The organism is Zoogloea dura, assembly GCF_012927165.1.
GTDB lineage: Bacteria > Pseudomonadota > Gammaproteobacteria > Burkholderiales > Rhodocyclaceae > Zoogloea > Zoogloea dura.
This window is the reverse complement of the sequence record NZ_JABBGA010000019.1, coordinates 1-11,960: the sequence shown is the minus strand read 5'-3', so window position 1 is coordinate 11,960 and position 11,960 is coordinate 1. Positions and strand designations below refer to the sequence as shown.

General features: G+C 65.5%; 12 protein-coding genes. 3 read left to right on the top strand and 9 right to left on the bottom strand.

Annotated features, from left to right (window positions below; all coding sequences use genetic code 11):
- Positions 1-84: 84 nt before the first annotated feature.
- The 5 genes from HHL15_RS18935 to HHL15_RS18915 form a co-directional block, all read right to left on the bottom strand.
- Entirely contained in the window at positions 85-1,230 is a 1,146-nt protein-coding gene (locus HHL15_RS18935; RefSeq protein ID WP_169147373.1) for a helix-turn-helix transcriptional regulator, read from the bottom strand.
- A 73-nt stretch (positions 1,231-1,303) separates the two neighbouring features.
- Positions 1,304-2,251, bottom strand: a complete 948-nt coding sequence (locus tag HHL15_RS18930; RefSeq protein ID WP_169147372.1) for an electron transfer flavoprotein subunit alpha/FixB family protein — start codon at positions 2,249-2,251, stop codon at positions 1,304-1,306.
- Between the two features lie 11 nt (positions 2,252-2,262).
- Positions 2,263-3,012, bottom strand: a complete 750-nt coding sequence (locus HHL15_RS18925; protein WP_169147371.1) for an electron transfer flavoprotein subunit beta/FixA family protein — start codon at positions 3,010-3,012, stop codon at positions 2,263-2,265.
- Between the two features lie 31 nt (positions 3,013-3,043).
- The gene (locus HHL15_RS18920) at positions 3,044-4,090 is read right to left on the bottom strand and encodes a ferredoxin--NADP reductase (protein WP_169147370.1); all 1,047 of its coding nucleotides are present in this window, start codon (positions 4,088-4,090) and stop codon (positions 3,044-3,046) included.
- Between the two features lie 42 nt (positions 4,091-4,132).
- Positions 4,133-5,356 carry an acyl-CoA dehydrogenase family protein gene (locus HHL15_RS18915; RefSeq protein ID WP_169147369.1) on the bottom strand — a complete coding sequence of 408 codons (1,224 nt, stop codon included), beginning with the start codon at positions 5,354-5,356 and terminating at the stop codon, positions 4,133-4,135.
- A 264-nt stretch (positions 5,357-5,620) separates the two neighbouring features.
- Here HHL15_RS18915 and HHL15_RS18910 point away from each other — a divergent pair, with 264 nt between their 5' ends.
- From HHL15_RS18910 to HHL15_RS27030, 3 genes are all read left to right on the top strand, one after another.
- On the top strand, positions 5,621-6,640 hold the full coding sequence (locus HHL15_RS18910) for a WD40/YVTN/BNR-like repeat-containing protein (RefSeq protein ID WP_235943512.1): 1,020 nt from the start codon (positions 5,621-5,623) through the stop codon (positions 6,638-6,640).
- Positions 6,640-9,015 (top strand): efflux RND transporter permease subunit, encoded by a 2,376-nt coding sequence (locus HHL15_RS18905; protein ID WP_169147368.1) that lies wholly within the window; start codon positions 6,640-6,642, stop codon positions 9,013-9,015. The genes HHL15_RS18910 and HHL15_RS18905 overlap by 1 nt, the downstream gene beginning before the upstream one ends.
- Positions 9,016-9,586: 571 nt before the next feature.
- Positions 9,587-10,015 carry a GFA family protein gene (locus HHL15_RS27030; protein WP_169147367.1) on the top strand — a complete coding sequence of 143 codons (429 nt, stop codon included), beginning with the start codon at positions 9,587-9,589 and terminating at the stop codon, positions 10,013-10,015.
- Positions 10,016-10,271: 256 nt separating this feature from the next.
- On the opposite strand, the gene HHL15_RS18895 is transcribed toward HHL15_RS27030, so the two are convergent.
- From HHL15_RS18895 to HHL15_RS18880, 4 genes are all read right to left on the bottom strand, one after another.
- Entirely contained in the window at positions 10,272-10,715 is a 444-nt protein-coding gene (locus HHL15_RS18895; RefSeq protein ID WP_169147366.1) for a YajG family lipoprotein, read from the bottom strand.
- Between the two features lie 113 nt (positions 10,716-10,828).
- Entirely contained in the window at positions 10,829-11,248 is a 420-nt protein-coding gene (locus HHL15_RS18890) for a hypothetical protein (RefSeq protein ID WP_169147363.1), read from the bottom strand.
- A complete protein-coding gene (locus tag HHL15_RS27025; RefSeq protein WP_169147365.1) occupies positions 11,157-11,642 on the bottom strand; it encodes an SMI1/KNR4 family protein in 486 nt (161 codons plus the stop codon). Before HHL15_RS27025 ends, HHL15_RS18890 begins: the two co-directional genes overlap by 92 nt.
- A 26-nt stretch (positions 11,643-11,668) precedes the next feature.
- Positions 11,669-11,960, bottom strand: a 292-nt coding sequence (locus HHL15_RS18880; RefSeq protein WP_169147364.1) for an IS30 family transposase, incomplete at its 5' end; no start/stop codon positions are given.

Below are 11,960 nucleotides of genomic sequence, written 5' to 3'. Positions count from 1 at the left end.
CCCGCCGCGCCGGCATCGTCCGGCCGGACTAATGGGCGCTGGCGGGGAGGCTCAGCGCTGCATCAGCGGTGGCTTAGCGGTGACTTAGCGGTGACTTAGCGCCGCCACACTGTTGAGCATGATGCGCACCAGCTCGGTCTGGCGGCGCACGCCGGTCTTGGAGAAGATCGAGCGCAGGTGAGCGCGGGCCGTGTTGCGGCGGATGTTGAGGGCTTCGGCGGCCTCTTCCAGCGACAAGCCGTTGGTCAGCTCCATCGCCAGCGCCGTCTCTGCCGGGGTCAGGTTGAAGAGCTGCTTGGCCACCGCCGTGCTGGCCAGCGACTTGCCGGCCGCGTCGCGCAGGTAGATCACCACCGACGGCTTGCCCTTGCCCTCGGCCCACTCGCTCGACGGCACCTGCTCGATCACCACACCCAGGCTCACCTGCCCCGAGGGGCGCGCGATGGACATGGCTTCGGACGGGATCACCCGGTCTCCCGGCTGATGGGCGAAGGCATTGCGGATGAGCTGCTGCAGGGCCCGGTTGTCACTCGGGTAGGTGGCCTCCAGGCGCCCGCCGACCAGCTTGAGGCCGTCGCCGCTGTCGAGGATCTCCTGGGCGATCAGGTTCTGGTCCAGCACCCTGCCCGTCTCGTCAAGGACGATGGTGGCCACCGACAGCCGGCCGATGGCCTTGGAATAGAGCATGCCCAGGGACTCGCTGCGGTCCAGCAGGTTGTGCATGTGCAGGGCCCGGCGCAGGTGGGGCAGCAGCGCCTCGCAGAGCTGGCGCTCCTCCTGCGAGAAGCCGGCCACATGTTCGGGGCGGGTGATGCGGAAGCGCAGCTTGCCGGATTCGGGCGTCGAGATGTCTGCCCCCATCACATGGAAGACCTGGTAGGGCTGGCACCAGTGGATGTAGTACGGCGCCTTGCGCCATTCCGCCTCGGTCATCAGGTCGTCCACCGTGAACACCTTGTCGGCCGGCTGGTTCACGAAGGGCGTCGCGGTGTGCTGGTAGGTGTGATAGACCACCTTGCCGCCGATGCCGCCGGGCAGTTCCCCCACCGAGATCATCAGGCCGGTGTCGGAGAGGTCCGGCACCTTGAGGATCAGGGTCACATAGTTGGCCTTGAACAGCTCCCGGAAGTGCTCCAGGGCCGTACCCCAGCGCCGGCTGTCCAGGGCCGCCTCGTAGAGGGCGTTGACGATACGGTCGTATACGTCCATGTCGAGATTGATGCTGGCCACGCTGCGTCCCCTTCCACTTTTATATTTATATGTTCCAACCCGGCCTGTGCCCCTTGCGGAGCACGGGCATCGGTCACAGCGTCGCGGTCAGGGCAGGCACTGCCTCGAAGAGGTCGGCCACCAGCCCGTAGTCGGCCACCTGGAAGATCGGCGCGTCCGGGTCCTTGTTGATGGCCACGATCACGCCAGAATCCTTCATGCCGGCCAGGTGCTGGATGGCACCGGAGATACCCACTGCCACATACAGCCCGGGGGCGACGATCTTGCCCGTCTGGCCGACCTGGTAGTCATTCGGCACATAGCCCGCGTCCACCGCCGCACGGGATGCGCCGAGCGCGGCGCCCAGCCTGTCTGCCAGCGGGGTGAGCACGCGCTGGTAGTTGTCGCCATTGCCCAGCCCGCGGCCACCCGACACCACAATCTTTGCAGCGCCGAGCTCGGGCCGCTCGGAGCGGCTGATTTCGCGCCGGAGCAGCGTGCTCAGGCCCAGATCCGGCCCCGCCTCCGCCACCTCGACTGGCGCCGGGGCGCCATCGACAGCGACATCGCCCGCGCTGTCGAAGGCCGTGGTGCGCACCGTCAGCACCTGCACCGCCTCGTCGGACTCCACGCCGACCAGCACATTACCCGCGTAGATGGGGCGCTGGTAACACCCCCGCCCGCTGATCTTCACCACGTCGGACACCTGCGCCACATCCAGCAGCGCGGCAATGCGCGGGGCCAGGTTCTTGCCCCAGGCCGAGCTGCCCGCCAACACGTTACCGTATAACTTTAGTTGTACCAGAGAAAGCACCAGGGCCGCCAGATTCTCGGCCAGCAGATCCCGGTAGAACGGCGCCTCCACGCGGATCACGCGGCTCACGCCGGCCACCCGGGCAGCCTCGTCGACCACGGCACCACAGTTGTCCCCGGCGACCAGCAGCTCCACCTCGCCGCCCAGCAGGGCGGCGGCCGTCACGGCATGGCGCGTGGCGCCGGCCAGGCGGGTGTTGTCGTGTTCGGCAATCACTAGCGTCTTCATGTGCATCGTCCTCAAATCACTTTCGCTTCGTTCTTCAGCTTGCCCACCAGCTCGGCCACATCCGCCACCTTGACGCCGCCCTTGCGCGGGGCCGGCTCCTCGTGGCGGCCATGGCGCAGGCGCGGGGCGATGTCTACGCCCAGGCTGGCGGCCGGCAGAGCCTCCAGGGGTTTCTTCTTGGCCTTCATGATGTTGGGCAGGGTGGCGTAGCGCGGTTCGTTGAGGCGCAGGTCGGCGGTGACCACCGCCGGCAGCTTGAGGGCCAGGGTCTCCAGGCCGCCGTCCACTTCGCGGGTCACCTGGATCGCACTGCCCTCCACCACCAGCCTGGAGGCGAAGGTGGCCTGGCCGACGCCCATCAGGGCGGCCAGCATCTGGCCCGTCTGGTTGGCATCGTCGTCGATGGCCTGCTTGCCGCAGATCACCAACCCGGGCTGCTCCCGGTCGGCCACGGCCTTGAGCAGGCGGGCCACGGCCAGGGGTTGCAGTTCGGCGTCCGACTCGACCAGGATCGCCCGGTCGGCGCCCATCGCCAGGGCGGTGCGCAGGGTCTCCTGGCTGGCCGCACTGCCGCAGCTCACCACGATCACCTCGGAGGCCAGCTGGTTCTCGCGCAGGCGCACGGCCTCTTCCACGGCGATCTCGTCGAAGGGGTTGATCGCCATCTTCACGCCGTTCAGATCCACGCCGCTGTTGTCACTGCGCACGCGCACCTTGACGTTGTAATCCACTACCCGTTTCACCGGGACCAGTACTTTCATGGGTTCTCCTCTTGTCTTCCTGGGGGCTGGATCAGCCCGGAAACTTGATGCGTAGTTGCGGCGTGGCCGGCGTGGCCTGGCAGGCCAGGGTCCACCGGCGCGCCAGATCGCGGGCGTCCAACGCCTCGTTGTGATGCAGCACCACCTCGCCCTCCTCCACCTGACACATGCAGGACGCACACATGCCCACCCGGCACGACTGGGGCAGGCTCAGCCCGTGGCGCTCGGCCGCGTCCAGCAGGGTTTCGCTGCCGCCGCAGGCAAAGCGGTGTTCGCTGCCGTCGAGCAGCAGGCTCACCTGGGCGCTGTCCACCGCTGGTGGGGTGGCCGCCTCGATGGGCTGCGCGTCCTCTTCGTCCGGCAGCGAGATGAAGCGCTCCACATGGATGCGCGACTCCGCCAACCCGGCCTGGGCCAGGGCGCTGGCCATCGCGTCCATGAACGGCCCGGGGCCGCAGATGAAGGCCTGGGCCTGCTCGAAGCCGCGGCCGAACTCGGCCAGTTGCGCCACGCCGGGCGTGCCCTGCACCGAGTCCAGCCAGTGGATCACCTGCAGCCGCGCCGGGTGGGCCGCGGCCAGGGCCTTGAGGGCATCGCGGAAGATCACCGAGCCCTCGTCGCGGTTGGCATAGATCAGGCGGATGCGGCCCGTGCCGGCCCCCCCGCCCTGTGCCAGCACGGCACGCAGGATCGAGAACACCGGGGTGATGCCGCTGCCGCCCGCCGCCAGCACAAAATCGCCGTCCAGCACGGCCGGGGTGAACACGCCGGCCGGCGCCATCACCTCCAGGCTGTCGCCGGGGCGCAGCTGTTCGCACAACCAGCTGGAGCCGCGCCCGCCGGCCACCCGCTTGACCGTCACGCGCAGGGCCGCATCCAGCCCCGGCGTGCTCGACATCGAATAGCAGCGCGGCAGATGCCGCCCGCCCACGGCCAGGCGCAGGGTGAGGAACTGCCCCGGTCGGTAGCGGAAGCTGTCGGCCAGCGCGTCGGGCACGGCAAGGGTGATCGAGCGGGCGTCGGCGGTCTCTTCGGTCACGGCCTGGACCGTGAGGCGGTGGTAGCGGGCAGAAGTCATGGGCGCGGCAGCCGGCGGCTGGGGAAGGTCAGCCAGGCTGAGTCAGACGAAGGGGTCCGGGTTGGACAGGCCGAGCATCACCGCGCCGTGGATGCGCGCGTAGGTGTCGGTGTTGTTGGCGATGTGGCCGCGGGCCTGGTGGATGTCGCGGAAGATGCGTTCGATCGGGTTGCTCTTGTAGGTGCCGGAGGCCGCGCAGGCGCGCATCAGCTCGCTGAGGGCCGTGGCGCACTGCTTGGGCACCTGGGCGGCCTGGGCGCGCTGCATCAGGCGCTCTTCCACCGGCATGCGGTCGTCGCTGCGGGCGCACTCGACAATGCGGGCGTAGTTGCGGAACAGCACCAGCTTGAGCTGATCGCTGGTCATCATGGCTTCGCTCACCGCCTGCTGGGCATTCACGTCCTCGGCCGTCTTGGCGCCGTGCTTGCCCACGTGGGCGGCGGCGCGGCTGCGGAATTCGGCGATGGCGCCGTCCAGGGCGCCCAGGCAGGCCGACGACACGGCGCGCTGGAACACCTGGGTGAAGGGGATGCGGTACAGCCAGCCCGGGTTGGCCTCGCGGCCGGGGCAGCCGGCATCGCTGTGGTCGTTGGTGCGCTGGGTGCGGTGCTCCGGCACGAAGGCGCCGTCTACAACAATGTCGTGGCTGCCGGTGGCGCGCAGGCCGAGCACGTCCCAGTTGTGCTCGACGCGGTAATCCGCCTTGGGCAGCAGGAAGGTGGTGTGCTCGAAGCCTTCGCTGCCGTCGCGTTTGGGCAGCAGGCCGCCCAGGAAGATCCATTCGCAGTGCTCGACACCGCTGGAGAAGCCCCAGCGGCCGGAGAAGCGGTAGCCGCCCTCCACCTTCTCGGCCTTGCCGGTGGGCATGTAGGTGGAGGCGATGCGGGTGGCGCTGTTGGCGCCCCACACGTCCTGCTGGGCCTGGTCGGGGAAGAGCGGCAGCTGCCAGTTGTGCACCCCGATCACGCCGTAGATCCAGGCGGTGGACATGCAGCTCTCGGCCAGCGCCATCTGCACCCGGTAGAAGACCCGCGGGTCCAGTTCGTAGCCGCCCCAGCGCTTGGGCTGCAGCACGCGGAAGAGGCCGGCCTCCTGCATCTCGCGCACCGTCTCCACCGGCACCTTGCCCTGGCGCTCGGCCTCGCGGGCGCGCTCGGCCAGTTTGGGGGCCAGGGCGCGCGCACGCGCCACCAGCTCGATCGCCTCCGGCGTCATGTAGTCGTCGGCAAACGCGTCCATCAACAGCTCTTTATGTACTGCATCCATGGTCTTCCTCCTCCTGTGTGCCGGCGGCGGAAATACCCCGGCGAGTCAAACACTTCGATGGAAGAAGAGTTCCACAGCGGAGAGCCCGGACTCATCGTCTGAACGGACTAACGAATCCAGGCTGGACGGATGGCCCCCGGCCCGACAGTGAGCCGACCGTAACCCTTTTGGACGATGCCCCGGAAAACCGCCTGCCAATAATGGCTGGACCTGAAGCAGCACCCGCCATCGGGCCCCGCGGCCCCCGTACAGAAGGAGACAACCATGCGCACACGTGTCGGCGTGGCGGTGACCGCCATTGTGGCGGCCGCCGGCCTCTACGCTTTTTCGCCCCGCAGCATGCCGCAGTTCGAGCAGACCCGGATCCCGGTGGACACGATGCAGCTCAACAGCCTGGCCCGCAGCAGCGCCGGCCTGGTGGCCGCCGGCGAGCTGGGGCAGATCCTGGTATCGCGGGACGATGGCATGAGCTGGCAGGCGGCCCATCTGCCGCAGAGCCGCCAGGCCCCCATCACCCGCACCGTGTTTGCCGCCAACGGCACCGGCCTGGCCCTGGGCCACGAAGGCTGGATCCTGCGCAGCACCGACGGAGGCCTGAGCTGGGAAGAGAGCGCTTTCGAGAAGAGCAACGGCGAACCGCTGATGAGCGCCGCCCGCCTGCCCTCCGGCGAGTGGCTGGCGGTGGGCGCCTTCGGGCGTGTACTGCACTCGCTGGACGATGGCCGCAGCTGGCAGCCCCATGTGATCCCCGGCCTCAGCGACTGGCACCTCAACAGCATCAACGGCTCGGCCGATGGCAGGCAGTGGCTGATCACCGGCGAAGCCGGCAGCGTGCTGCGCTCCGACGACGGCGGCGCCAGCTGGGCGGTGGTGCCGCCTTTCTACAAGGGCTCGATCTACGGTGCCGTGCAGCTGGCCTCCGGCACCTGGGTGGCCTACGGCATGCGCGGCAAGGTGCATTACAGCGACGACGGCGGGCGCAGCTGGCAGGCCTCCAGCGTGCAGGCGCCCATATCCACCTACGCCCACAGCCTGGGCGACGACGGCCGCCTGCTGTTGCTGGCTGGCCAGGGCGGCATCCTGCTCGCCAGCCACGACCAGGGGCGCAGCTTCCAGGTGATCCGCAAGGAAGGGCGGGCCAGCCTCACCGGCATCAACCGCCTCGGCGACGGCAGCCTGCTGCTCAGCAGCGACGGCGGCCTGCAACGCTACAAGCCGGCCACCCATAGCGCCGCCGCCACCCAGGGCCGCGCCGGCGTGCCCACCCCCACCGGAGCCTCCTGATGACCCATCACGCCATGACCCGTACCGACGCCCTGGTGGCCTTCCTGGCCCGCATGCTGATCGCCTGGCGGCGGCCCCTCGGCGCCCTCTTCCTGCTGCTGACCCTGGGCTTCGGCTATTCGGCCCTCAACACGCGGCTCGACCCCGGCTTCAACAAGCTGATCCCCATGTCCCACCCCTACATGCAGGCCTTCCTGCAGTACGGCAACATCTTCTCGGGCGCCAACCGGGTGATGGTGAGCGTGCGCTGGAAGGGCGAGGGCGACATCTACAACCCCGTCTTCATGAAGGCCTTGCAGAAGGTGAGCGACGAGGTCTTCTTCATCCCGGGCGTCAACCGCGGCGAGCTGCGCTCCCTGTTCACGCCCAACGTGCGCTTCATCGAAGTCACCGAAGAGGGCTTCAACGGCGACGTGGTGATCCCCGCCCAGTTCAACGCCGACCCGGAGAGCCTGGCCCAGGTGCGCGCCAACGTGGCCAAGTCCGGGCAGATCGGGCGCCTGGTGGGCAACGATCTCAAATCCGCCCTGGTGCAGGCCGACCTCCTCGAGACCGACCCGCAGACCGGCGAGAAGCTCGACTACGCCTCGGTGGCCGGCAAGCTGGAGGCGATCCGCGCGGCCCACGCCAATGAGCAGGTGGACATCCACATCGTCGGCTTCGCCAAGGTGATGGGCGACGTGATGGAGGGCCTCACCACGGTGCTGCTGTTCTTCGTCGTCGCCTTCGGCGTCACCACCGTGCTGCTGTGGTTGTACTCCCGCTCCATCAAGCTCACCCTGCTGGCCATCACCGTGGCCCTGCTGCCGGTGGTGTGGCTGCTCGGCATCCTGCCCCTCATCGGCTACGGCATCGACCCCATGTCGGTGCTGGTGCCCTTCCTGATCTTCTCCATCGGCGTGTCCCACGCGGTGCAGATGACCAACGCCTGGAAGCAGGACGTGCTCGACGGGCAGACCGCCCTCGACGCCGCCGAAGGCGCCTTCCGCAAGCTCGCCATCCCCGGCACCATGGCCCTGCTGGCCAATGCCCTGGGCTTCCTGGTCATCATGCTCATCGACATCCCCATCGTGCGCGAGCTGGGCATCACGGCCTGCCTGGGGGTGGCCATGATGATCATGACCAACAAGATGTTCATGCCCATCATCCTGTCGCACCTGCACCTGGAGCGTGCCGCCCTCGGGCGCAGCGCCGACAACGGCCGGCGTCACGCCCTGTGGTGGCGCCTGTCGGCCCTGTCGCGCCCGCTGCCGGCCATGCTCAGCATTGCCGTCACCCTGGCCCTCCTCGCCGCCGCCACCTGGCAATCACGCCAGCTGCAGACCGGCGACGTGGGCAGCGGCGTGCCCGAGCTGCGCGCCGAGTCCCGCTACAACCAGGACAACCGGCAGATCATCCACGACTACTCCATCGGCATGGACGTGCTGTCGGTGTATGTGGACACCGAGGGCCACGCAGAAGCCTGCCTGAGCTGGGAGGTGATGAACGCGGTCGAACGCTTCGACCTGCACATGCGCGGCGTGGTGGGCGTGCAGTCCGTATCCACCGTGGCGGGCCTCGCCAAACTGTATGTGGCCGGCAACAACGAAGCCAACCCCCGCTGGGCCGCCCTGCAACGCTCCGAAGCCGCCCTGCGCACCGGCGGCCGCGCCGCCAACCCCAGCCTCGGCCTCAACACCCAGGGCTGCAAGACGATCAACCTGCAGGTGTACCTCAAGGACCATCAAGGCCCCACCCTCGCCCACGTGGTGAAGGAAGTGCAGCGCTTCATCGACGCCGACCACACCCCCGGCACCCGCTTCCGCCTCGGCGGCGGCAACGCCGGTGTCGCCGCCGCCACCAACGAAGCCGTCGAGCACGCCGAGATCCAGATGCTCGCCTCCATCTTCGGCGCCATCACCCTGCTGTGCTGGCTCACCTTCCAGTCCTGGCGCGCCGTGCTGTGTGTGATCGTCCCCCTGGTCATCGTCACCATCATGTGCAATGCACTGATGGCCCTCCTCGGCATCGGCCTCAAGGTCGCCACCCTCCCCGTCATCGCCCTCGGCGTCGGCGTGGGCGTCGACTACGGCATCTACATCTACGAACGCCTCCAGCACGAAATGGCCCACAACGGCCTGCCCCTCCGCGAAGCCTTCTACGAAGCCATGCGCCAACGCGGCACCGCCGCCGTGTTCACCGCCGTCACCATGTCCATCGGCGTCGGCACCTGGGTCTTCTCCACCCTCAAGTTCCAGGCCGACATGGGCATCCTGCTGGCCTTCATGTTCCTGGTGAACGTGCTCGGCGCGATCTTCCTGCTGCCCGCCCTGGCGGTGTGGCTGGGCGTGGGGAGCGAAGAGAAGGCCAGGGGACGGGCGCTGGCGCATTCGTGACCCAAGGCGGGCGGCACATGCCGCCCCGCCCTGCCCCGCTGCCTGCCATCACCGGACAGACGCTTCCCAGCGGCGCCTGTGAAGCATCCAGAGGCCTCTGGATGGCATGCAGAAGACGATTTGTATCAAGTAGACGCCGCTGGATTGAATGTTGACTGCGATGGATTCAATGCAGCGACGTCAACATGCTTCCCAGCGACCGCTGCGAAGCATGTTGACGCGTCTGGGAAGCATGTAGACCACGCTGGACTCTTCGTAGACGCTTGCTTCAAAAGAAAAGGGTATGACATGTTTTGATGTCATACCCTTTTTGCATTCCCGGGTTGGGCCTGGGGCTTGCCGGAGTGCGGCGGAAAGGACGGGGAGTGAAGCAGTTCATTGAGCCTGGGAGGTCGGGTTAGCGCAGCGTAACCCGACATTCCCTATCGGCAACCAATACACCATACACCCCGGTGGTGCTATTGCTAATCGCATCCAGATCGTTGCCGACGTGTTGGAACACGAGCGGGACAGATCATGCGATGTCGGGTTACGCTGCGCTCACCCGACCTACACCGGCTTTGAAAACAGTATGAGCATCAAACATCAGGGATCCTGCCTCTGCGGAGGCATCAGCTTCACAATCACCGGGGCACTTGAGCCTATTCAGGTGTGCCACTGCGCTCAGTGTCGACAGGCCCAGGGTGGCCCGGTCGCAACCAACATACCCGTTGAAGTCAGTGCGCTGACCTTCCAGCGCGGTGAGGATCTGCTGCAAATTTACGAGTCCTCACCAGGCAAGATCCGCGCATTCTGCAAGGTTTGCGGGTCACCTGTTTTCAGCAAGCGTGATTCGCTGCCAGATGTAGTACGAATCAGGGCCGGTCTGCTTCAAGAGCCCGTGAAGGCGCAACTCGCATTCCATGCATTCACAAGTTCAAAGGCAAGCTGGTGGCCCATCACCAGTGGCTTGCCGGAATACCCGGAGTGGGCGCCAAGCCCTCCAAAACCAATTCCGTAAAACAGACGAGCGCTTGCCAACACCGCAGGTCCGGAACGGCTCTGTCGCCTGACTGGCGGTTCAACGCGAACGCCAGCATGGGCCATCGTTCGCGATCTTGACGGCCCGTGTTGATGCCCTATGCGCTTCGCGCGCCAGCACCGGCTATCCCGCGCCTCTCCCAGCCGGGCAGGATCAGCCAGTTCTACGGCTACACAGGCCAGCCCCAGCGTCATCGATGCGAGCCGGGCCTTCCTGATCCTCTGGAAAGGCGCTGTTAGCGGAACGCCTCTGGGCATGGCGTGCTGACGCCTGGGACCAACTGCACAGTGAGAACATCTTTAAACTCACTTGCGTTGCCATGCGCGGTAAAGAAGCTTGCATACCCGTCCCGGCGGACACACCAGTTCCAGAAGAAGACCTGGAAGCCATGAAGCATCAGGGATTCCATTCTCCATTGTCGGTGCGACTCGAATCGCGCCACCCCATCGGCCCCCGTCGTCTTGATCTTGCGACTCCTCTCCCAACCATACGGGTAGGCATTCGCAACAAGTTGCACCTCGGCACCCACGACCGGCGAACTCGATTCATCAAGGACGGTAAGCGTTGCCGCAGGCTGCAGGGTCTTGTAAACCGGGTATGGGATGCAGCCCGCCAGGATCAGGCTGAGGGCTGCTGGGATGCGCCAGAAAAGTCCTCTCATGGCTTCAAGCATCATCATCCACACCTTCAGCAGGGTATTGCTGACCGTCTGGCGCTCGAAGCTGCAAGGCATAACAAACGCAATAGTAGTGAGAAAGAAGAGAGTACCGACACGCGCGAGTTCGAGACTTGTCAGACATCACCGACATCTTTCAACTGAACCTCGATCGCCGCACCAAACTTTGCAAAGATGTTGTAAACGACTGAGCCAACCAAGGCCAGCACAAGAAAAATGAGAGAAACAATTAAAGGGATGATGATGATCTGATCAAGCTGCAAAGGCTGATAATTGGGACGAGCTCCAAAACTGGCAAACAGATGCATGATACCAAGTATAGGAAATCCAATGAAATAGCCAACACCCCAGACCGTCAACACGCTGCGTACAATTGAAACTCTATAAATCCGATATCTCATCGTCTCCACCATCCTGTGGTCAGCAGTCTTCCGCATGATTGGATCAAACTCCACGCTCCAGCATTCTCCGGGACAAGCCCATACAAAAAAGGCTAAACGTCGGTGCCAGTTCAATGTCTTGCCCGGCGTCAACATCGAGCCACCTAACACATGGGTCGCTGCTCCTTCGATAGTCCAATGCGATCCACCAATGGCCCTCCCCAGCAAGCAAGACTTGGTTTGATGGCAGCCCCCACTCGGCAATCATGTACTTGCTGTTGAGAACGTTGTGAATGCCTGATGGTGTGGCCGACGCCCCAATTCCAAACAGTTCATCAAGGGGAACATGATCTTCAGCCCAGGTAGTGCGTTGTCGGGTCGGATATACGAATCCCTGCGTATACCCTCCGTTCTGTATCCGCCACAGAGTAACCAACTCAGAGGGAAATCTAACCCTGAGGAACTGCTCCGCGTGATGCAGAGCCTCGTCGGTCAGCGGGGGATTATGGTCGTAGTCAGCTCCCCAGAACCGCTCAAGGCCGCCGTTCATGGCGGCTCCGATTTGGCAGGGCGGTTTCAAGTCTGAAGTGCAACACTGGGTTGAAAGTTCATGATTTCCCTCGCAAAGACCTCCGCTGGTGTTTCAAAGTCGAGGCATTTGCGCGGGCGGTTGTTTAATTGTCGGGCAATGGCGTTGAGGTAGCCTTGGGAGATCGGCGCCAAATCCAGCCCTTTGGGAAGATACTCGCGGATCAAGCCGTTGGTATTCTCGTTGGTCGGCCGCTGCCAGGGGCTGTGCGGATCGGCGAAATAGACGTCGATCTTGACGCGCTTGGCGAGAATCTCGTGGCGGGCCATCTCCCTGCCC